Origin of the sequence: Amycolatopsis sp. H20-H5 (genome assembly GCF_035828755.1) — a bacterium.
Taxonomy (GTDB): Bacteria; Actinomycetota; Actinomycetes; order Mycobacteriales; family Pseudonocardiaceae; genus Amycolatopsis.
Genome location: NZ_JAYMZS010000111.1, coordinates 1 through 22,484, shown reverse-complemented (window position 1 = coordinate 22,484; position 22,484 = coordinate 1). Strand labels below are relative to the sequence as shown.

The window sequence follows — 22,484 nt, the reverse complement described above, 5'->3', positions numbered from 1 at the left end:
CCGTGATGGTCATGGGTACGCCGTTGGGGGACTTTATCCGAGCCAAACGCGACGCTATCCAGCCGGATTCCCTGGGACTGCCGGACCGCGGCCGTCGCCGGTCACCAGGACTACGCCGTCTGGATCTCGCCGCTCGGGCGGGCATCAGCGTGGAATACCTGGCCCGCATCGAGCAGGGGCGCGACCGCAATCCGTCGACCGCGGTCGTGAACGCGATTGCCGATTCGCTGAGCCTCGCCGCCTCGGAGCGTAACCACCTACGCTACCTCGCGAAGATCACCAGCGACGAATGTTCCGCCCACTTCAAGCCCGCGCCGCCGCTCCGGCGGATTCGACCGTCCGTTATGGACACACTGCACATGCTCGAACAGGGGCTCGCCATCGTGACCAACCGGCTGGGCGACGTCCTGGCCCACACCAGTACCTACGCCGCGGTCACCAAGGGAACCGGACTGCTCGACGGGGACCCGCCGAACATCACGCGCTATGTCTTCACTGATCCTCGGGCACGTGCCCTTTTCCTTGACTGGGACGATATCGCTGACGAGCAGGCGTTCGACCTGTGGCTCGCGCCCTCCGTCGAGAATCTCGAATGGCTCACCGCCGAGCTCATTCCCCTCGCGGGTTCCGAATTCACTCGCCGGCTGAACCGGCACCAGGTGCCGCGACGTGGCGTTCTACGGCTCAAACATCCGTCAGGCCCTGAGTTGCGGCTGACGCGCGAGACGCTCGAACTACCCGCCGACGATCAGCAAATCGTCGTCTTCCTGCCCGTGGACGATCAAACGGCCCGGACTGTCGAGCAGTTAGGCCGCCAGTCCACCGGGCGTTTGCGTTCCATCTCGTGAGACGTTCCGGGGCTGCTCAGCGCTGATGCGTCCCGCTATTCGTTCCGATCCGGCACAACGGCGTGCGACTTTGATCGAATAAAGACAATTCAGGGGGTTTTCATTGTGACGTGCCGGAATTATGGATAAATAAACCGTCTTAGTCGGTGGCGTAAAATGAGCGCTCAAATGCAGGATAAATGCCGCTCATGTGAAATCACTCGATTGGACTAGTTCGGCTTTTCGATCTTTGGCTATCATGGGAGCTACTGGGCTTGGGGGCTCAACTGGGGGAAGTATTTGCAGTTAGTGTGATGGCGTATACCCTCAAAAAGGGGAGAATTTGATCACCGTAGGAGTTATAGGCGCTGGAGCAATTGGATCTTGCGTGGCTTTATCTCTGGCGCAACGCGGCGTGCGCGTACATTGCGTGGATCGCGGTCGGCCAGGGGGGCTCACCACAGACGTCAGCTTTGCGAGATTGAGTGCCTACCAGCAACCGACATATCAGCGGTTCGAACTGAGCCACACCGGAATCATGGAGCACACCCATTTCGCCGGACAGTTCGCTTCAGCCCCGTGGCGGCATCCGACAGGCAGCCTGGCATGGGCCGGTTCCGAAGGCACATGCGGCGTCAGCGCCCGCCCTTTCGTAGCGGAAATCGAACGACTCCAATCCTGGGGCTACCGCATCAGCTGGCGTGACGCGGCGAAGGTGAACCAGGAGCTGGAGCCTGCCGTCTCGTTCTCGCCCACCCAGACGCCGGTTGCGCTGCTGCCGGAGGAGGGTTGGATCGACGGGCCGGGCATGGTCTCGTCGGTGCTCGATGCGGCGAGATCCATCGGCGAGCTGACCTTCACGAACGCTGCGGTGCGGGAGATCGAGGTCCGCGGCGAACGAGTGGTCGCGCTCCGGCTGGACAACGGGGAACGCATCGAGGTCGATGCCGTCGTCAACGCGGCCGGACCGCGGGCTCCTGCCGTGGCCGCGAGTCTCGGGGCTCCCATGCTCCGCGGGATTGCCGACCGCAGTAGTCTCGTGATCGACCTGGTCGTCGATGGTGATCCGCTGCGGCACGTCCTGCGCGGAGCGGAACTACACGCCCGTCCTGCCGGTCCTGGCCGGGTGCGAGTGCGGTCCGAACAGGTCGATTCCGTTCTCACCGGCGAAACCGAGTCCGATCTCGGCCGCGACAATGTCGAGGATCTTCTCGGCCGCGCCTACCGCACCATTCCGGCACTGAAAGCGTCCACGGTCGATCAGAAACGCATCGGCACCGCGGTGTTCCCAGCGGATGGCATGCCCAGCGTCGGCCCGTTGTCCACCGTGCCCGGCTACTACGAGGCGTTCGCCAACAGTGGCGTCATTCTCGCTCCGTTCATCGGTCGAACGCTGGCCACTCAGATCTTCACCGGAGAGGTTCATTCGCTCCTGCGTGACTGTTCACCTGATCGTCTTCGGTTGGCTGCGTAGCAATTTATCACACTGGTGGGGAAATATACCGTTATATGGCTATAGGGGGAATAATGTCTGCCGCATGCCCGAAGCTCAACGAATCCGTATTTTCTGAACTCAAGGAATTCACCCGGAAGCTGGCGGCCGAGGAGCCGTCGGAGATCCGGCAGATGCGCACCGGAACACTCACGGAGGCCCCAGGGTCCTACGACCAGTACTTCACCACGTGGGATTTCGCGAACGGCATCGTTCGCGACTATTCGATGAACCTGTACCAGCTGGTGCGGATGGCACACGACGAGAGCTTGCCCGTCGAGAACGTGTTGACGGTTTTCCAGACGTGGGACCCGATCTACAGCAACTACCTCGGCTACAGTGGTTTCCCGATGCTGGCGGACTACGCCAGCCGAGTCGGCAACCCTGTGACGGACCGCCGGGAGCTCGTGGACAGGCTGGCCACGTTCACCGAATACGTCAACCGGCTGACCGCTTGGTCGCACCACTACTTCCCGTGGCATGTGGGCGAGCACTATCGCTACCACGCGAGCGAGCTCGCGCTGCGGCAGGAGTACGTGCCCGCGCCGGTCAGGGTCGAGGAGGAGCCGTCCCGGCGCATTCCCATTCGGCTCACCTGGGAGCCCCTCGGCCTGAGCGTCGACGCCGAGCTCGCGTGCGACCTCAACGAGCAGCTGTGCGAGGACTTCCTCGCGAGCCTGCCGTTCACGGTGCTGCAGGACCACGCGGTGGTCAGTGGCGAGTCCATGTACGCATGGGCGCCGCTGGTCAGCGTGGCGCCGACGCCGGTGACCGAGTTCATCTGCGACGCGCCGCCCGGCAGGCTCCGGTTCAGCCAGGCGACCGGGAACAAGCTCATCGTCCAATACGGACCGACGACGGAAACCCTGCGCGGTCCCGTTCTCGGCAAAGTGATCGACGAACACCTCGACCGGCTGCCCAAGGTCGGCCAGGCGGTCTGGGAAAGCACATTCCGCACGAAGGAGCTCATCTGGATCACCGCGGAACGCCTCTGACCGCCGGCCCTGGCGGACACGCACCAAAGACCTAGGGAGACAAGACGTGACCAGTACCCCCAGCAGACCGACCAGGGATCTGCTGTTTCCCGATCTGAGTGACTCGATCGACGAGCGCATCGCCTGGTTCCAGCACCAGCACCGGGTCGAGCCACTGCGCCACCGTGCGGACTACAACATGTGGGAGGTGTTCCGGTACGAGGACGTCCAGCGGGTGCTGAAGGACTCGGAAACCTTCTCGGTGACCAACAAGACCCATCTGGGGCTACCCTTCTCATTCGGCCGGGCCGACATCCAGGAGCACCGTTTCCTGCGCGGCTTCGTGGCCCGCTCGTTCGTCCCGAGCAACATCGAAGGCCACGCGTCGGACTTCGCCCCGATGGTCGACGCGTTGCTCAAGCCCGCACTGGCTTCCGGGCGTCTGGAAGTCCTCGGCGATCTGGGCTACCCGTTGATGGAACACGTGGTCGAGCACGTGTTCGGGCTGCAGATCCCCGGCCCTGGGCGCTTCCGGCAGTGGTCGGACCAGATGTTCGGCCAGCTGGTCGGGATCTTCCAGCCGGATCACGCCGAAGTCGTCGGCATGCTCACCGAGCAGCTCGACGAGCGCAAGCACAAGCCGACCGACGACCTGATGAGCGCGTTGCTGGCGGCGCGGGCCAAGGACGACCGGCTGCCGGAAGAGAAGATCATTCACATGTGTCTGGACCTGGTGACCGCGGGCAACGCGCCGCTGTCACTGTTCTTGTCCTACACCTTCGCCAGGTTCTGCGACGATCCGGAGTTCTACCAGGCCCTGCGACGTGATCCTTCGCTGATTCCCGGAGCGATCGAGGAGGTCTTGCGGTTCGACTTCTCGTGGTTCAACCTCTGGCGCAGCGCCCGGCACGACACCGAACTGGGCGGGCACGAGATCAAAGCGGGTAGCCACATCGTGGTCTGGGATTCGGCGGCCAACTTCGACGAGGCGCAGTTCCCGCAGGCGCACCGGTTCGACATCACACGGTCGCCGAACCCGCATCTGACCTTCGGGCAGGGGATGTACATCTGCTTGGGGCTGCCGTTGGTGCGTACGCTCGGGCGTGTCGTTTTGGAGAGGGTGGTCGAGACCTTCGAAGAGATCAACTTCGATCCGGAGCGTCCAATGCGGACTCAGGAGCAGATGATCGACTACGTCGTCTCGCTCGACACGCTCGTGGCACCGGCAGGTCGGCCGAGATAGGACGTCGGAGGCCGTGGGTGCCGCACTGCGCGGCACCCACGGCGGTCGGCTGAGTCCCGGTTCGCAGTAGCGCTGATCACTTGGCCGGTGGACGCCCGCGTCGCCGCGCCTGAGTCCCCAGGTGATCCCCGGCTCACCTCGCCACCGCCAGACCGACCACCTAGGCTGGGTCGATGGGCGACGGCTATCTCCTGGAGAACCGGCAGCCGGAGGCAGGTGAGCGGTTCACCGCCCTGGCACGGCTGCTCGACCCGGTCACCTGCAGGCACTTCGACCGGCTGGGCGTCACCGAGGGCTGGCGGTGCTGGGAGATCGGCGCCGGTGGCAGCACGATCCCGAACTGGCTGGCCCGCAGAGCCGGGCCGCGCGGCCGGGTGATCGCCACCGACATCGACACCGCCTGGCTGGCCTCGGCCGAGCCGGGGGTCGAGGTCCTCCGGCACGACGTCGGAGCCGAACCGCCCCCGGCCGGTGAGTTCGACCTGGTGCACGCCCGCCTTGTGCTCACCCACGTGCCCGCTCGAGAGGCCGCCCTGCGCGCCATGGCCGGTGCGCTGCGCCCCGGCGGCTGGCTCCTGCTGGAGGAAGCCGACCCGGGGCTGCAGCCGCTGATTTGCCTTGATGAGTACGGCCCCGAGCAACGACTGGCCAACCGGCTGCGGGCGGGATTCCGCTCGCTGATGGCGAGCCGGGACGCCGACCTCGGTTATGGGCGCACGCTTCCCCGGCTGCTTCGCGCCGAAGGGCTGACCGAAGTGGGGGCCGAGGGGTTCTTCCCGATCACCGACCCGGCCTGCGTGACGCTGGAGCTGGCCACCGTGGAGCAGGTGGCCGACCGGCTGATCGCGGCCGGTCTGGCCACCCGGGAGGAGATCGACCGGCACCGGGCCAACCTGGCGGGCGGGCGGCTGCCCGACCTGGCGACCGCGCCGCTGATCTCCGCCTGGGGCAGGCGTTGACCGCGCTCGGTTTCGCCCATTGGCGTTCGGAATGCCACGAAATGCGCCCCCGTTCTTCGGGGATACGCGGCAACCTCATTGACTGTTGTGGTTCCTCCCACTGCCATTCGGGGGTGGCGGCCGCGGCGGCACCGATGTCCTCGGCACTGACGTCCAGGCCACCTGAGCCCCACAAGGCGAGGACTCGCCTCCCGCCTTGGGGAGTGACCGCGAGCCCGCCGTCGAATCGCGACAGGGGCGCGCAAGTGGACGGTCTTGTCCAGCCACCGCTGCGGCCACGCCGAAGCCGTGAGATAGGGCAGGAGCTCGGCCAGTACGCGGCGGACACGTTGAGCGACAAGGAAGCGTTCCTCCGTGCCCATGTCGCAGGCCTCGCGGACACCATCGGCCTCTGACCGCGGCGGCCCTGCCGATGAGCGCCTCCGGTGCGACGACGGGCCACCTACTGAACGGTATTCGAAGCGCGATCCACTGTGGACGCTTTCCGGCACAACGAAAAGACGGCTCGGTGAGCTCCTGGTTCTGGAGCGTTCAGTGACTGTGATACCTGATTTGGATGTGCCTGAGCTGGGCGGCGCGAATGGTGCTGGACAGCGCACACGCCAGGTCATCGTGCGACGTCACAGGTTTGAATAGTCCTTCAACGTGACGTTGTCCGCCGAGTCCACGCCCTTGCTCGCGGCTGCCATCTCGTCGAGCACGTCCTGCGTCAATGGCGCTGCGGAGAACGCCGCCGGTGCCATCCTGGCCGCCTTCTGATTCGTCGCGACGTAGTCACGCAGGGCGTGCTCGTATTCTCCGAACGCTGTTTCAAAAGTGTCCTGAGTGGATAGTTCGCCGGCCAGTACGTAGGCGCCCAGCAGCGCTTGTGAAGTACCACGGCCGGACATGGGCGATACGCAGAAGGCGGCGTCGCCCACCAGTGCCACCCGGCCGGTCGACCACGACGACATGGTGACCTGGCTCAGTTCGTCGAAGTAGAAGCCCGTCGCCTTCGGCATCGCCTCCAGCAGTGCCGGTACTTCCCAGCCGACTTCCTCGAACGCCGTGCGGATCGCGCTTTGCTGAGCGTCACGGTTTCTCTGCACGCCCTGTGCGGGGAACATGAAGAACACCATGACTTCGCCGTCGTCCCGGACCACGTCGACGGCGACTGCGCGGTCACTCGCCAGGTGGAAGAAACCGGTGTCGCGCAGGTTCAGGTAGTTGGGCGTGCTGAACGTGCCGAACGCGTAACCCATGGGATCGGTGAAGTGCGTCTCCTGGCCGAACGCCAGAGCACGCACCTGCGAGTGCAGGCCGTCCGCGCCGATGACCAGGTCGAACGTTCCCGGCGCGTGGTGTTCGAACTCGGCGCGTACGCCGCTCGCGTCTTGGGTGAGAGTCCTGATCGAGTCGCCGAAGACGTATTCGGTGTTGTCCTTGGTCAGGTCATACAGGATTCGGGTGAGGTCGGCCTTCGGGACCTCCAATTCGCCCGCGAAGATCTCCTTCGGCATTGTCCCGACGGGGTTCCCGTTCGTGTCCACGACGGTTCTGGCGCCGGAGTTGGTGGCGTGCGCCCGCAACTCGTCGAGGACGCCCATCTCGCCGAGCACTCGCATCGTCGTGCCGCGGAAATCCACAGGCAGGCCGCCGGGGCGCACCTCCGGCGCGCGTTCGACGATAGTCGTCTGCATACCGTGGCGATGCAGCCAGTACGCCAGAGCGGGTCCGGCAACGCTTGCGCCCGATATGAGCACATTCATGGTGACCTCCAGATTTCGGTGTTTTGCTCGGTCAGGTGACTCACTGAGCCCTTCCGCGTAACGGCTGGTCACGTTGAGTAGCGGATGTGGTTGGCGGCTACTGACACGCCAAACTTGGTGTGGTGCAACAGAAAAGCGCAGAACCCCGGTATGAAGGTGGTCCTACCACAGATCAACTTCATAGAGGTTCTGCGCCTGATGAGTATCGCATACACCGCTGTCCTGGAAGTATCCGAGGACAGTGTTCTGTTCCTGTCCGCTCTGCTGCACGCCGAGCGTCAGCGGCGGGGTACCCGCACGGGGCGGCGTGCACTGGGGACCTACAAACATGCTGTTCTGGTGCTGCGCTGGTTCTTGGACGACACCCGGATGTCGGCTCTGGCCAGGGACAACGGCATCGCGGTGTCCACCGCATGCAGCTACCGGGATGAGGGCATCGCGGTGCTCGCCGCACGCAAACCGTCCCTGCGCGGGGCATTGCTGGCGGCGAAGGCGGCCGGTCACTCGCATGTGATCGTGGACGGCACGCTGATCCACACCGACCGGATCTCCACCCCCGGCCCCACCAAGGGCGTGGACCTGTGGTGGTCGGGCAAGCACCACCACCACGGCGGGAACATCCAAGTCGTCTCCGCCCCGGACGGGTGGCCACTATGGACCTCCGACGTGCGACCAGGCCGCGAACACGACACCAGCGCCGCCCGCGACGACCCCGACCTGCTGGCCCGGATCACCGACTGGATCAGCGACGGCACCCACGCCCTGGCCGATCTGGGCTACGAAGGCGAACCCGAAACATTCACCATCCCGTTCAAGAAACCCAAAAACGGCGTACTCACCATCGACCAACAGTCCTACAACGCCCTCCACAGCGCCCTGCGCTGCCTCGGCGAACGCGCCAACTCACTACTCAAAACCACCTACAAAGCCCTACGCCGCAACCGCGGCTGCCCCTGGCGCCTCGGCACCATCGTCGCAGCCGCACTCGTCCTGCTCCACCACGAACACCACCGCACCACATGATCAACAAGATTGATCACACAAAGCCACGGGCAGCTACGCGGAAAGCCCCACTGAACGGGAGTGCCTGAGCTGCCCGGACACTAGCCGGGTGTGACGTCCGCGTTCTCAATCAAGGCACGGAATCCGGTCAGCAACGCGTTGAGACCGACTTCGAACTCGTCGTCGCTGCCGACATTCGCCAGGATGTCGGCGTATTTGACGAGCAGCGGCATGGCCGTGGCGTCTCGCGAACGGTACAACAGCCGCCGATAGCTGTTCTCGTCTGAATCCTGTGCGTCGAGGCCGAGGTTGAAGTGTACCGAGCCGATGACAAAGGTGGCCAGCGACGATGCGGCGGCGGACGCGAGCTTGGGGTTGAAGCCCGCGCCGATGAACAGCGCGAGAGCGTACTCCACCCCGGCCAGCGAGTTGGGGCCGAGCCGCTCGGTCCCGCGAAGGAGCGAGGCCACGCCGGGATGTCTGCGCAGGTGTTCGCGGAATAGGCGTGCGGACCACGCTGCCTTCTCGGCCCAGTCCGCGTCGTCGGGCGGACTCGCGCTCGCCACACTGACCGCTCGGTCGACAAGGAGGGTCACCAGCTCCTCGCGGTTGCGCACGTGGCGGTAGAGCGACGCTTGCGAGCAGTCGAGCGCCTCGGCGACGTTGCGCATAGTCAGCGCGGCCGCCCCGCGCGCATCAAGCAGGGCCATGGCCGCGTCGAGGATGGCCCCGACGGTCAGTGCTCTGCGCCGTCGCTGTCGCGCGGGCTCGTTCTCCCGGGCAAGCCACCAGGCCGCCGTTCCCGGCCTCGGTTCCGCCTGTTGGCTTTTCCGGGGATTCGTCGAAGGTGGCTCACCGGCCCCGGCTGTCGTCATCGGTTCGCGCACGAGACAACTATAGCTATGCGAACGGTGATCGCCTTGGCTAAGCTAACATCGTTCACATTAGGGAAGCTGAAGGGAAGCGCCATGCGTGCCGTACGAAACTCCGATCAGGGCATCCTCGTGACTGAGGTCGACGAGCTGAACGGTCCCGGTGTCCGCCTCAGCGTCGCCTCGGTGGGTATCTGCGGGACCGACGTCAACTTCGCGGCAGGCGGCGTCCAGGGTTATACCTATGGCCATGAGTTCGCCGGCACCGCCGCGGACGGCCGGTCCTACGCCGTCGAACCCACGGTTCACTGCGGAGAGTGCGGCCAATGCCGCGCTGGACACGTCCAGCGATGTGGCGCCGCGGAGCAGGGAACGCTCGGCATATTCCGGGACGGTGGTATGTGCGATGCCATGACGGTCCCCGAAAGCATGCTCGTCCGGCTCCCGACCGGCTTGGACGTGCGCGACGCGTGCCTGGTGGAGCCCGCGTCAGTGGCCGGGCACGGCGTCCGCAGCGCGGCACTCGAGACAGGGGAGCGCGTGGCAGTCGTCGGCGGCGGCAGCGTCGGACTGCTGGCCGCGGCCGCGGCGCGGCAGCGCGGCTTCGAGGTCGACGTCGAGGTGCGCCACAGGCATCAACGGATTGCAGCGGAGCGCCTGGAAGCCGGGACTGCGGCAGGTGCCTACGACGTCGTGATCGACGCCGCGGGCAGCGAGGCCGGTCTCACTCGGTGCGCCGAGCTCGCGCGCCCCGGTGGTCGCGTCGTGCTGCTGGGCGTATATCAGCACACTGTTCCCATTCCAGGCATCGTCAGCTTGCTCAGGACCCGTATCTGACGGCGTAACGCACCCCACCAGTGCCGATAAACGACCATGGACGCCCCTTGCCAGCGCGGCTCGCCGAGCTCATCGACCGCGCCCTCGACGACCAAGGCGATTTGGCCTTCACCACAACCGACGAGCTGGCCACCGCCCTGCGAGCCCTCTGACATCGCAGGGCCGTACTTGTCGAAATCCCAGTAGCTGACAACAAGCACAGAAATGGCCTGAACAGCGTTGTGAGGCGTCGGCGCTGACCTGCGCACCATCAATGCCGTACAACGTCGACAGAACCGACGTGAGGAAACATCGTTTCCAACGTCTAACCGGTTGGACGTTGTCAGCCGCCCGTATCGGTCCTGCACAATCGAAGCGTACGGCCCTGGGGAGGGGCCTGAACGGAAGGGGCGGTTGTGCCGCGTCCGGAAAAACCACTCGATCCGCAGGACGGGCCGTTGTCGCAGTTCGCGTTCGAGCTGCGCAAACTGCGTGAGAACGCCGGCAGGCCCGGGTACCGGACGTTGGCGGCGCGGGCACACTTCTCCGCGTCGACCCTGGCCCAAGCCACCCGCGGCGAGGTGCTGCCGAGCCTGGCGGTGACCCTCGCGTTCGTGGACGCCTGCGGCGACGACCCGGCTGTATGGCGGGATCGCTGGCACTCGGTCGCCGCCGAGATCGCCGCACACATCGCAGCGCCGCGGCCGGACGAAACGCAGGATGAACAACCAGCGCCCTACCAAGGGCTTCAGGTCTTCCAGCCGGAGGACGCCGACCGGTTTTACGGGCGCGACCAGCTGGCCACGGAGCTGACGGGACTGGTCGAGCGGGCCCGGCTCGTCGCCGTGGTGGGTTCGTCCGGTGCCGGCAAGTCATCGCTGCTGCGTGCCGGTTTGGTAGCCCACGCCCGGGAACAGGTGACGGCCGGGCACTTGGCCGCCGTTGTCGTCCTGACGCCCGGCGCCCATCCGGTTGAGGAATGCGCGGTGCGGCTGGCCGCGCTCAGCGGCGGCCCGGTCGGCGCGATGCAGGCCGAGATCGAGGCCGAGGACCTCGGACTGCACCACGTGACCCGCCGGATCCTGGCCGAACGCGACCAGGACGAGGACGTCCTGCTGGTGGTCGACCAGTTCGAAGAGGTCTTCACCCTCGCCGGCACGACCGAAGGTGAGCGGTTCGTCGCCGCCCTGATCGCCGCGACGTCCAGCGCCACCAGCCGCCTTCGTGTGGTGCTCGGGGTGCGCGCGGACTTCTACGCCCGCTGCTGCGAGAACCCGGCACTGGCCAAGGTCATGCAGACCGCTCAGCTGGTCGTGGGGCCGATGAGCACCGCCGAGCTGCGGCTGGTGATCGCCCGGCCCGCCGTGGGCGCCGGTTGTCTGGTCGAGACCGCGCTGCTGGCCGAGTTGGTCGCCGACGCCTCCGGTGAGCCCGGCGCGCTGCCCCTGTTGTCCCACGCACTGTTGGAGACTTGGCGCCGCCGGCGCGGAACCAGGTTGACGGTGGAGGGTTACCACGCCGCAGGCGGTATCGAACACGCACTGACCCAGACAGCCGAAACTGTCTACCTCAGCCTGACAACACGGCAGCAGCACCTCGCGCGCAGCGTGCTGCTGCGCCTGATCGCGCTGCGCGACGACACCGAGGACACAAAACGCCGCCTGCGTCGCGACGAGCTCGGGGTCGCCGATCCCGACCTGGACGCCGTGCTGGAGCGGCTGGCCATCGCCCGGCTGCTCGTGCTGGACCACGGCACGGTCGAGATCAGCCACGAGGCCCTGATCCGCACCTGGCCCCGGCTGCGCGGCTGGCTCAGCACCGACCGCGAAGGCCTGCGCAGCCACCGGGAGCTGACCGAAGCCACCTTGAGCTGGGTGGAACACGACCACGACCCCGGTGCGCTCTACCGCGGCGCCCGGCTCTCGCGTGCCCAGCTCTGGCGTGACCGCGACCCCGTCGAACTCACCCCGCTCGAACAGGAGTTCCTGGACCGCAGCATCGCCGCGCAGGACTCCCAACAACTCGTCGAGCGGCGCCGCACCCGGCGGCTGCGGCAGCTCGTCGCGGTACTCACCGTGCTGGTGGTGGTCGCCGGCGCGGCCACGATCTATGCTGCGAAGACCGGTGCCACCGCGACAGAGCAACGCGACCTCGCGCTCGCACAGAAGGTGCTGAGCCAAAGCCAGGCCATCAGGGAGACCAACCCCGCGCTCGCACTGCAGCTGCAGCTCGCCGCCTACCGGCTCTCACCACAGCCGAACCTGCGCGAAGCACTGTTCACCAGCTACGCCACCCCGGCCCCGGCCAGGCTGATCGGGCACACCGGCCAAGTCACCGCCATGGCCGCCAGCCACGACGGTAAGCTCCTGGCCACCGCCGGCACCGACACCACGGTCCGGCTGTGGGATCTCGGCAATCAGACAGGCCCCCAGGAGTTCGCGACAATCCCGCTGTCGAAGTACCCGGCCTCGGCCGTCGCCCTCACCACCGACGGGCGCACCATGGCCACCGGAACCATGGCAGGCGAAATCGCGCTCTGGAACCTGGACGACCCCGGCCACCCCGTGCAACGAGCGACCCGACAGACGGGCAACGCCGTCTCGAGCCTCGCGATCAGCACCGACAACCGCACCGCGGCGATCGCCACCTCGAACAAGTACCGCCCCGACCACCGGGAATCCCCCGGCACCGTGCAACTGTGGGACATCACGGACCCCGCCCACCCGACCGACCTGCCCGTGCCTCCGGTAAACCAGAACATCAACGCCGTCACGTTCGCGCCGAACGGCCACACGCTGGCCTTCGGCGGTGACGACGCGGTCATCAGGCTTTGGAACGTCACCGATGTCCACCATGTCAGTGCCGTCCAGGGCGCCAGCGCGTCCGGGACGCTTGGCTCATTGGGCTTCAGCCCGGACGGTCGTCTCCTTATCTCTGGTGATGCCCTGTCGGCTCGCCTGTGGTCTGTCCGGGACGGCGGCCCACTCGTGTCACTCGGCGAGATGCCCACTACCGCGGAGGGCATGGCCACCGTGGCCTTCAGCTCGGACGGTCGTACTGTCGCTGTCGCCGTAGCCGGTGGCGAGCCCGCTACTCATTTGTGGAATATCGCCGACCCCAAACACCCGCAGCAACTGCTGAAACTAGGCGGCCACACCAACGTGGTCTCCGGGGTGCTGTTCAGCGCCGACGGCAGCACCCTAGCCACTGCCGGCGACGACAAGGTCGTCCAAGTGCACAATCTGCCCGCACTCGCCTTCCGTGCGTTGACCGGCACGCCGACGGCCGTCACCGCAGCCAAGGAACAGCCACTCACCGCGGTCGGCAATGCGAACGGGACCATCCACCTGTGGGACACCCACGATCCCCAGCACCCCGTGGCGCTCGCCGAGTTCGGCGAACGTGCCGAAGCGATCTCCTCGGTCGCCCTCACCCCGAACGGGCAGATAGCCGCCGCCACGCGCTACAACGGCGCCACCGAACTCTGGGACATCACCGACCCGCGCAATCCCCGGCTGATGTCGTCGCCCGCGGGCAAAGGCGGAATCACCGTCGCTTGGATCGCCTTCAACCACGACGGCACCCGCATGGCGATCGCCGACGGCATCCGCACCCACCTGTGGGACATCACCACCCCCCGAAACCCTGTCCGCCTCGCCTCACTTCCGCCGCTCAGCGGCAGCATCACTGTGGAGTTCTCACCTGACGGGCACACGCTCGCCACCGACGGCATGGACGACATCCCCACCGTCAAACTGTGGGATATCACCGACGAACGACAACCCCGGTTGCTGTCCACGGCGCCGGGCCATCAGCAGTACGTCGCCGACCTCGCGTTCAATCCTGACGGACGCACCCTGGCCAGTGCCAGCGGCGATGGCACCATCCGCATCTGGGACGTGACCGATCCCCGGCACCTCCGGGCGACGGCCACCTTGACCGGCCACACCGACAAGGTCTACCGCCTCGCATACAGCTCCGACGGCCGATGGCTCGCCAGCGGCAGCGCAGACAACACCATCCGGCTATGGGACACGACCAACCCGCCCGCCCCGGTGCCGCACGCGCTCTTCAACGGCCACACCAACGCCCTCAACGGACTGGCTTTCCTCGCCGACGGACACACCCTCGTCTCGACCTCGAACGACGGCACCACCCGTACTTGGGACCCCGACCTGGAACGGATCGCCACACGGATCTGCGCCACCTCGAGTCCGCCGCTCACCACCACGGACTGGGCGAGCTACTTCCCCGAGCTGCCGTACCAGCCGCCATGCCCGACTTCGCCAACGGGGAATCTACGGCAGTGAAATCGGTGATTGCCAATCCAGGGCCGAACCTGAGGTCGCTGGAATCTGCGGCAGCACCGGACCGGATCGGCGGCCTATCGTCATCGGCATCTTCGGCCGCCGATCCGGAAAACAGCCAGCTGATTCGATCAGCACGGCCCTCGCCTGACGGAACTGAAAAAGTCGTTGTACACGAAGTAACCCGTGGAGCCCGGGCCCGATCGGTAGCTCTGCCCGGTGTAGTTGTAGCCCTCGTACCAGCAGAACGGATCTCCGGTGTAATTGGCGCCGCTGGTCGCTCGATCGTTGAACCCCAGTGTCCGCAGGTCAGGAGACCCACTCACGAAGCTGACCATGGCGCCGTTTCCCTCCGGCAGGTCGAACGCGCACATGTGGTTCGCGGGGCACCGGTCAAACCCCGTTTCAGTTGCGCTGGCGGTGGTGGCCGCGAACAAGGTCGTCGCGGCGATCGCAGACGTCAGGGCTGCCGCGATGGTGGTTCGCGTGGAGATCCTCATGCACTTGCCTTCCGTAGACGGGTTGCAGGCAGAACCGCCTGCAACCCAGGTCTATCAGGCCGGATCTTGACAGGCGTCGGCTTGCGCTGACCGCACAACAACCTCTGCACAACCGTTCACCCGACGTCCGCAACCCGGCCAGACCTGGAACCCGGCGTCCTGAAGCGCAGACTCCGGTTCGGTGCGGGTTGTGCGGACTCTGTTGTGCGATGACACGCGCCCGATGTCGCACAACGACTTCCCGGCAAGACTTGCCAGAGCGCGCTAGCCGCGCAGTTCGCGAGGGGGAGGTGGGCCATGCGGTTTTTCGCATTGGGTCCGGTGGAGGCCAGGGTCGATCAGTCCGCACTTGAGCTGGGCGGAGCAAAGCGACAGGCGCTGCTGCTGGCACTGCTGCTGCAACCCCGTCGTGTCGTACCGCTCACGAGCCTGGTGACGGCGCTCTGGGAGAAGCCTCCCCGCTCCGCACCGGCCCTGGTGCACACCTACGTCTCGACGCTGCGGCGTTGTCTCGTCCCGCTGGGCGGGCCGCCGCTGCTGGTGACCCGCTCACCGGGTTACCTCCTGGACGTGGCGCCCGAAGACAACGACCTCGAGACGTTCACCGCGACCGTGGCCACGGCGCGAAACTCCGGTCATGGTGATGCCGCGCGGTTATACCGGACAGCGCTCTCGCTCTGGCGCGGCCCGGTGTTCGGCGGCCTGGACGCGCCGGTCGCTCGGCTGCGGGAACACGCGCTCGAGGAGGCTCGGCTCGCGGCCGAGGAAGGGCTTGCCCGCGCGCTCGTCGGCTTGGGCAGGCACGCCGACGCCATCCCGCGGCTGGTCGGCCTCACGGCCGAACACCCGGAGCGGGAGGAGCTTCGCTCGGCGTTGATGCTGGGGTTGGCCGCGGCGGGCAGGCAAGGAGAGGCGCTCGCGGTGTTCCGTGATTGCCGCCGGTACCTCGTCGACGAGCTCGGTGTCGAGCCCAGCGGGCAGCTGCAAGAACTGCACGCGCGGATCCTCGACGGGCCGGCCCGCGCGACCGCACCGGAACCAAAGCCCACGGCGGTCGCCGCCGCCGAACCGGAGCCCGTGGTGGCCACGCCGAACCAGCTGCCGCCGGACATCGCGGACTTCACCGGACGCGAGACACAGCTCGCCCGGATCATCACCGCCGCCGCCCGGGGCGGCACGGCGACGCCGACCGTGGTGCTGTCGGGTTTCGGCGGGACCGGCAAGTCCGCGCTGGGCGTCCACGCGGCGCACCGGCTCCGATCGCGCTACGTGGACGGCACCTTGTTCGCCGACCTGGGCGGGGACGCCGCTGGCACCACGACCGCCGAGGTGTTGTCCCGGTTCCTGCGGGCCTTGGGGGTAACCGGCCTCGACATCCCCGAGGGTTTCGATCACCGGGCCGAGATGTTCCGGATGAAGGCAGCGGGCAGACGGATCCTCATCGTGCTGGACAACGCCCGCAGCGAAGCGCAGATCCGGGCCCTGCTCCCGGGCACGCCCGAATGCCTGGTGCTGATCACCAGCCGGGCGCGGCTCACCGGGCTGGCCGGCGCCGAGCAGATCGAACTGACGCTGTTCGCGCCGGAGCAGTCGGTCGACATGCTGAGCCGCATCGTCGGCCGGGAGCGGATCGGCGAGGACCCCGAAGGCGCGGCACGGATCGCCGAGCTGTGCGGCGGGATCCCGCTGGCCATTCGTGTCGCGGGGGCGAAACTGCTCGCGCGGCCGCACTGGCCGCTGCGGTCGCTCGTGGCCAGGCTAGCCGACGAACGGCGGCGGCTGGACGAGCTGACGGCGGGCGATCTGACCATCCGCGCCAGCCTGAGCCTGAATTGCGACGAGCTGGGTGAGCTGGCCGAACGCGCCTATCACCTGCTGTCGTTGTGCGATTTCCCCGACTTCGGCGCGTGGATCGCGGCGCCGTTGCTCGACGTCTCGCTCGACGAGGCCGACGAGATCGTTGAGCGGCTGGTCGACCTGCGGTTCGCTGACGTCGCGGGGGTCGACTCGATCGGCCGGGTGCGATACCGGTTCCACGATCTCGTCCGGCTGTTCGGTGCCGAGCAGGCACACGGCAGGCTCCCGCGCGAGCAGGTACTCGAGGCACTCGGCCGGGTGGTCTCCACGTGGATCGGCCTGGTGCGGGCGGGTGAGGCCAAACTGCCAAGGGTCACCCTCGCCCCCCGTCCGATGCACCTGCCGGCCCGCCGGATCGAGACGAGCCTGATCGAGGAGATCGAGACGCATCCGCTCCCCTGGCTGGAGGCGGAGACCGCCGCACTGGTGCGCACCGTGGAACGTGCCCACGAGCTGGGGGCGGGCGACCTCAGTACCCGGCTCGCTGTCGCTGTGCTGTCTTCGGCCTTCTCGGCCCGCAAAGAGTTCGACGGCTGGGCACGTGCGCTGGATGTCGCGCTGGCCGCCGCACGGGGCGCACACGACCATCATGCCGAAGCCATGATCCTGGCGGCGGTGGGCCAGTTGCACTACGAGGGTGACGAATTCGATGCGGCGATGACTTTCTCCGCCGAAGCCGTCCGGCAGGCACAGGCAGTGGGCGACGACGTGACCCTCGCGGTCGCCGAGGTCACCATCGGCACAGTCCAGCGTGACCGCGGTGAGTTCGCCGAGGCCCGGGCGACGCTGGAAGCCGCCGCGACGATCGCCGACCGGCTGGCCGAACCGACCGTGCTGGCCTCCGCCAGCTACGGCCTTGGTGCGATCTGCCGCGACCAGGGAGACCTCGTGGAAGCGCTCGACGCGACAAAACGCTGCGTCGAGCTCTACCGGCAGCTAGCTGACCCACGGGGCGAAGCGATCGCCCTGCGTGGGCTCGGGCTCGCCTATCGTGCGCAGGGCGACGTCGCCGAAGCGCTGGACCTCAGCGTCCGTTCGGCCCGGATCCTCGACCGGATCGGCGATGAGCTCGGCGCGGCGTACGCGGTGCAATCCGAGGCGAAGGCGTTGATCCGGCTTCGCGACACGGGCCGAGTCGCAGCGATGCTGGAGCACAGCCGAGCGGTGTGCGCGCGAAACAAGGACCGTTTCGGGCTCGCGCTCATCGCCCGAACGCTCGGCGAGCATCACCTGGCCGCGGGCGCGACGGCCGACGCCGCCGTCATTCTCGGCGATGCGCTACGGCAATGGCAGACGCTCGGGCTGCCACTGTGGGTCGCCAGGACCCGACGCGACCTCGCCGCCGCGCTCTGCGGCACCGATCCTCACACAGCCGACGCGCACTGGACGGAAGCCCTTGCCGTGTACCGCGCGCTGGGCAGCCGTGAACAGCATGAACTCGCCGCCACCAACCCCTCGGAGTGGCTCACCGAGGTCGTCGGCGGCCCGACTGTAGATCGGCTACAGGAATTCTGAAGGATTCGCCGCCGGCCGGCACGGCGAGTACAGCCCGGATACAGGACCGGCTGCGAATCTTGAGTGGTGAAGGAGACCGGAACCACTTCACGGCCACCGCCGGCCAGCCGGGCGGAAATCCTCATCCGGGCGCAAAGCTGGCTTGCCGATTCCGTCGGCTACGACGCCGAAGGATTCCATGACAACGAATTCGGCAGTTACCGCACTGACTGCTCGGGCTACGTATCGATGGCCTGGGGGCTACCGGGCCGGCCGGCCGATGCCCGCGGCGGGCCGAACACCGTCGACCTCACCCGGCTGGCCGTCCGCCTGGACAAAACCGAATTACGTGCCGGTGACGCGGTGATCGCCGCGATCGGCGGCTTCCGGGACCGGCACGCGACCCTGTTCGCCCGGTGGGACGGCCCTGATTTCCGTACCTATTGGGCTTATGAGCACGCGACCGGTGTCGGCACCGTGCACCGCCGTATCCCCTACCCCTATGAACGGTCACCCGAGCATTACCACCCATACCGAAATCCATGCTTTTCTCTTTGAGAGGAACAAATTGTGATGACTGCCGGAATCGAGCCCAGTCCGCGAAGACGGCTCACCGTTCTCGTCCTGCTGATCACCGTTGTGTCGATCCTGCTGGGCATGTTCGGTACCACCGCCAACGCCGCTCCCCCCGACGACCACCAGTCGCACGAAGCGTCAGAACCGACGCCGCTGGAAGGCATGCATGCCATGGCCGGCGGCCCGGTGGCCCGCGCGGACGTGATGGCCCGCGCCAAGACCTGGGTCGACCGCGGCGTTCCGTACTCCAATACCAACAAAGTGGACGGCTACCGCGCCGACTGCTCAGGGTTCGTCTCGTTCGCCTGGCAGGCCACGCAGAGCTGGATAACCTCCTCCCTGCCGCAGATCAGCCACCGGATCGAGAAGGACGAACTGCTGCCCGGCGACATTCTGCTCTGGGTCAACCCGAATACCAGCGAGATGGGCCATGCGCGGCTGTTCGGCGGCTGGCTCGACACCGTGAAATCACGGTACTGGGTCTATGAACAGACTCCGCCGAAGGCCATTTACCACGAGTACCTCTGGAACAACACGGCCGCGCAGTACCCGCCGTACCGATACAACAACATCGTCACCCAGCCCGCCGACTCCGCCGGGGTGATCTACGCCGGTGACTACAACGCGGACGGCAAGGCGGACATCATCTCGCAGGACGCCAGCGGCGCGTTGAAGGCGTTCACCGGCAGTGGCGCGATGGACGCTTCCCAGTTCGGCTATGGCGTCGACGTCGGCTGGGGCTGGGACTCCGGCAAGGCACCCCGCGTACTCAAAGGCGACTTCAACGGCGACGGCAAGGAAGACTTGATCGCGAACAGCGCAAACGGCACTCTCAAGGCGTTCCCGAGCTCTGGCGTGTTCAAGAACAACGAACTCTTCGGTTACGGAGCGGAAGTCGGCTGGGACTGGACGACCGCGTCGACCCCACGCATCATCGTGGGTGACTTCAATGGCGACGGCAAGGACGACCTGATCGCGCAACGTGCCGATGGCTCGCTTAGGGCTTTCACCTCCAGTGGTTCCATGGACGCCGCACAGTTCGGCTACGGGGTCGATGTCGGCTGGGGCTGGGATCCCAACACCGCTCCGCGCATCCTCGTCGGCGACTTCAACAGCGACGGTAAAGACGACCTCATTTCCAACCTGGCGAACGGCACCATGAAGGCGTTCCCCAGCTCCGGTGTGTTCAAGAACAACGAACTCTTCGGTTACGGAGCGGAAGTCGGCTGGGGCTGGACCACCGCGAGCCTGCCGCGCGTCATGGTCGGCGACTTCAATGGTGACGGGAAGGACGACCTCATCTCGCAGAACACCGGAGGTGCGCTCAAGGCGTTCACGGGCAGCGGTTCCATGGACAGCGCACAGTTCGGCTACGGCGTCGACGCCGGTTGGGGCTGGGACACCGGCACCGCGCCCCGCATCCTCGTCGGGGATTACAACGGTGACGGCAAAGACGACCTCGTTTCCGGTGGCGCCAACGGTGTCCTGAAGGCGTTCCCCAGCTCCGGTGTGTTCAAGAACAACGAGCTCTTCGGGTACGGCGCCGAGGTCGGCTGGGGCTGGACCCCCGCCAGCAGCCCCCGCATCTTCTGATCCTTTTCTACCTTCCCCAACTTTCCAAGGATTCCTGATGGGAGACCACCATGTCTGAAAACGCCTTCGTGAAGCCGCACCTGAGTGCTCGAAGAACTCGTTTCACCCTGGTCTGTGTCGCATTTTTCCTGCTTCTGGGCGGCTTGCCCGGCGTCGCGTCAGCGGCGGGGGCGGCCCAGCCCGTCGACCCGCACGAGATCTGGCCGGACCAGGTGTCCGCCGCGATGGCCGACCTGCCTTGCGACCCGAGCGGCACCGTGTCCGACGACACCGCGATCGCAGGCCAGCTCAACGGGTCATTGCAGAACAAGATGCGCGGGCATCTGAACGCCTACAACCTCTCCTGCGCCAGGATGATCGTGCAGGCGGTGAAGGCGCGCGGTTTCAACGAGAAGGCGGCCGCCATCGCGATCGCGACCGTCATCGTGGAATCCAGTATCCGCAACGTTTCCAGCGGGGACCTCGATTCGGTGGGACTCTATCAGCAGCGTGCGAGCTGGGGCAGTTTCGAGGCCCGCACCAGCGCGGTGACTGCCACCAATCTCTTCCTCAACGTGATGCAGTCGATGTATCCGAACAATTCCTGGAACACCGCGGCCATCGGTGATGTGGCGGCGGACGTGCAACGACCCGCCGCACAGTATCGCTATCGCTACGGCGTGGAGGCCGCCGACGCTGGGAAGGTTGTCAGTGCCTTGTGGAACGGTGGCGGGGTGACGGCCAGCGGAAACGTCGTGTACTCCGGAGACTACAACGGCGACGGCAAGGCGGACATCATCTCGCAGGACGCCGGCGGCGCGCTCAAGGCGTTCACTGGCAGTGGCGCGATGGACGCTTCCCAGTTCGGCTACGGCGTTGACGTGGGTTGGGGCTGGGACGCCGGGACGGCACCTCGTGTTCTCGTCGGCGACTTCAACGGCGACGGCAAGACGGACCTGATCGCGAACAGCGCAAACGGCACTCTCAAGGCGTTCCCGAGCTCTGGCGTGTTCAAGAACAACGAACTCTTCGGCTACGGCGCCGAAGTCGGCTGGGACTGGACCACGGCGTCGACCCCACGCATAATTGTCGGCGACTTTAACGGCGACCATAAGGACGACCTGATCGCGCAACGTACCGACGGTTCGCTCAGGGCTTTCACCTCCAGTGGTTCCATGGACGCCGCACAGTTCGGCTACGGCGTCGATGTCGGCTGGGGCTGGGATCCTAACACCGCACCGCGCATCCTCGTCGGCGACTTCAACGGCGACGGCAAAGACGACCTGATCTCCGGTGGTGCCAGCGGTATTCTGAAGGCGTTCCCGAGCTCCGGTGTGTTCAAGAACAACGAACTCTTCGGCTACGGAGCGGAAGTCGGCTGGGGCTGGACCACGGGAAACCTGCCACGCGTCGTGGTCGGTGACTTCAATGGAGATGGGAAGGACGACCTCATCTCGCAGAACACCGGAGGTGCGCTCAAGGCGTTCACGGGCAGCGGCTCGATGGACAGCGCACAGTTCGGCTACGGCGTCGACGCCGGATGGGGCTGGGACGCCAACGCCGCTCCGCGCATCCTCGTCGCGGACTACGACGGCGACGGGAAGGACGACATCATGTCCAACCTGGCGAACGGCACGCTGAAGGCTTTCCGGAGCTCTGGCGTGTTCAAGAACAACGAACTCTTCGGGTACGGGGCCGAAGTCGGCTGGGGCTGGACCACGGCAGGCAACACCCGCATCTTCTGACCGGATTCACGAATCGCCGGACGGGCCGCTGCCCGCCCGGCGACTCTCCGATGAGATGGGTTTGCCCTTGACAAGCCGCCGTCCCAGTCGACGTTTGCCCGTTTGTTGACTGCCCAGCATCGAAGCAATCATGTCTGCACAAACTCTCCCTCTCTCCGCGCGCCGAGTGCTGACCGGTCACGTGAGCGGCTTCCAGGATCCGCGCTGTCACCAGCCCGGGCCGTTGCAGCGAGAGGGCGTGGGTCGTGCGCGCCACGATTTCGACGTCGAGCAGCGGATTGAGCGCTCGCACGCGCTGCTCGACCTCGCGTGCGGGGTGTGAGGTTCCCCCCGGAGAGTGGACACCGATTTAGCAGGGCTCAGCCCCGCTGGAAGGATGTCCGTTATGTCTTCCCGGAAGCGTCGGTCGTACACGGCCGAGTACAAGGTCGAGGCGGCGCATCGCGTGATCGACACCGCCCGCACGATCGCCGAGGTTGCCCGTGAGTTGGGAATCGACC

The 22,484-nt window shown here is 66.4% G+C and carries 18 protein-coding genes; 15 read left to right on the top strand and 3 right to left on the bottom strand.

What is annotated here, in order from left to right:
• Positions 1–11: 11 nt before the first annotated feature.
• The 6 genes from QMK34_RS38010 to QMK34_RS37985 all read left to right on the top strand — a co-directional run bounded on the left by QMK34_RS38010 (position 12) and on the right by QMK34_RS37985 (position 5,890).
• Entirely contained in the window at positions 12–848 is an 837-nt protein-coding gene (locus QMK34_RS38010) for a helix-turn-helix domain-containing protein (protein WP_326419617.1), read from the top strand.
• A gap of 322 nt (positions 849–1,170) precedes the next feature.
• On the top strand, positions 1,171–2,301 hold the full coding sequence (locus QMK34_RS38005) for an NAD(P)/FAD-dependent oxidoreductase (RefSeq protein ID WP_326419616.1): 1,131 nt from the start codon (positions 1,171–1,173) through the stop codon (positions 2,299–2,301).
• Between the two features lie 53 nt (positions 2,302–2,354).
• Positions 2,355–3,314: a hypothetical protein gene (locus tag QMK34_RS38000; RefSeq protein ID WP_326419615.1), complete on the top strand. Its 960-nt coding sequence runs from the start codon at positions 2,355–2,357 to the stop codon at positions 3,312–3,314.
• A 46-nt stretch (positions 3,315–3,360) separates the two neighbouring features.
• Positions 3,361–4,536 (top strand): cytochrome P450, encoded by a 1,176-nt coding sequence (locus QMK34_RS37995; RefSeq protein WP_326419614.1) that lies wholly within the window; start codon positions 3,361–3,363, stop codon positions 4,534–4,536.
• A gap of 173 nt (positions 4,537–4,709) precedes the next feature.
• Complete coding sequence (locus QMK34_RS37990) at positions 4,710–5,495, top strand: methyltransferase domain-containing protein (RefSeq protein ID WP_326419613.1); 786 nt, start codon at positions 4,710–4,712, stop codon at positions 5,493–5,495.
• 245 nt (positions 5,496–5,740) lie between these two features.
• Positions 5,741–5,890 (top strand): hypothetical protein, encoded by a 150-nt coding sequence (locus QMK34_RS37985; RefSeq protein WP_326419612.1) that lies wholly within the window; start codon positions 5,741–5,743, stop codon positions 5,888–5,890.
• Positions 5,891–6,115: 225 nt separating this feature from the next.
• Here the strand turns inward: QMK34_RS37985 and QMK34_RS37980 are convergent, their stop codons facing one another.
• Entirely contained in the window at positions 6,116–7,243 is a 1,128-nt protein-coding gene (locus tag QMK34_RS37980; protein ID WP_326419611.1) for an FAD-dependent monooxygenase, read from the bottom strand.
• A gap of 198 nt (positions 7,244–7,441) precedes the next feature.
• On the opposite strand from QMK34_RS37980, the gene QMK34_RS37975 reads away from it, so the two are divergent.
• Positions 7,442–8,266 carry an HARBI1 family protein gene (locus QMK34_RS37975; RefSeq protein WP_326419609.1) on the top strand — a complete coding sequence of 275 codons (825 nt, stop codon included), beginning with the start codon at positions 7,442–7,444 and terminating at the stop codon, positions 8,264–8,266.
• Positions 8,267–8,346: 80 nt separating this feature from the next.
• Here the strand turns inward: QMK34_RS37975 and QMK34_RS37970 are convergent, their stop codons facing one another.
• Positions 8,347–9,132: a TetR/AcrR family transcriptional regulator gene (locus tag QMK34_RS37970; protein ID WP_326419608.1), complete on the bottom strand. Its 786-nt coding sequence runs from the start codon at positions 9,130–9,132 to the stop codon at positions 8,347–8,349.
• A gap of 81 nt (positions 9,133–9,213) precedes the next feature.
• Here QMK34_RS37970 and QMK34_RS37965 point away from each other — a divergent pair, with 81 nt between their 5' ends.
• Positions 9,214–9,954: an alcohol dehydrogenase catalytic domain-containing protein gene (locus QMK34_RS37965; RefSeq protein WP_326419606.1), complete on the top strand. Its 741-nt coding sequence runs from the start codon at positions 9,214–9,216 to the stop codon at positions 9,952–9,954.
• A 395-nt stretch (positions 9,955–10,349) separates the two neighbouring features.
• Complete coding sequence (locus QMK34_RS37960) at positions 10,350–14,243, top strand: nSTAND1 domain-containing NTPase (protein WP_326419605.1); 3,894 nt, start codon at positions 10,350–10,352, stop codon at positions 14,241–14,243.
• 128 nt (positions 14,244–14,371) lie between these two features.
• Here the strand turns inward: QMK34_RS37960 and QMK34_RS37955 are convergent, their stop codons facing one another.
• The gene (locus QMK34_RS37955) at positions 14,372–14,740 is read right to left on the bottom strand and encodes a peptidase inhibitor family I36 protein (RefSeq protein ID WP_326419604.1); all 369 of its coding nucleotides are present in this window, start codon (positions 14,738–14,740) and stop codon (positions 14,372–14,374) included.
• 297 nt (positions 14,741–15,037) lie between these two features.
• On the opposite strand from QMK34_RS37955, the gene QMK34_RS37950 reads away from it, so the two are divergent.
• The 6 genes from QMK34_RS37950 to QMK34_RS37925 form a co-directional block, all read left to right on the top strand.
• Positions 15,038–18,112, top strand: coding sequence for an AfsR/SARP family transcriptional regulator (locus tag QMK34_RS37950; protein ID WP_326419603.1), 3,075 nt, complete (start codon positions 15,038–15,040; stop codon positions 18,110–18,112).
• Positions 18,113–18,178: 66 nt separating this feature from the next.
• Positions 18,179–18,649, top strand: a complete 471-nt coding sequence (locus tag QMK34_RS37945; protein WP_326419602.1) for a hypothetical protein — start codon at positions 18,179–18,181, stop codon at positions 18,647–18,649.
• Between the two features lie 15 nt (positions 18,650–18,664).
• The gene (locus tag QMK34_RS37940; protein WP_326419601.1) at positions 18,665–20,260 is read left to right on the top strand and encodes a C40 family peptidase; all 1,596 of its coding nucleotides are present in this window, start codon (positions 18,665–18,667) and stop codon (positions 20,258–20,260) included.
• Positions 20,261–20,310: 50 nt separating this feature from the next.
• Positions 20,311–21,984 (top strand): FG-GAP repeat domain-containing protein, encoded by a 1,674-nt coding sequence (locus tag QMK34_RS37935; protein ID WP_326419600.1) that lies wholly within the window; start codon positions 20,311–20,313, stop codon positions 21,982–21,984.
• A gap of 130 nt (positions 21,985–22,114) precedes the next feature.
• Positions 22,115–22,306, top strand: coding sequence for a hypothetical protein (locus QMK34_RS37930; RefSeq protein WP_326419599.1), 192 nt, complete (start codon positions 22,115–22,117; stop codon positions 22,304–22,306).
• A 54-nt stretch (positions 22,307–22,360) separates the two neighbouring features.
• Positions 22,361–22,484, top strand: a 124-nt coding sequence (locus tag QMK34_RS37925; protein ID WP_326419625.1) for a transposase, incomplete at its 3' end; no start/stop codon positions are given.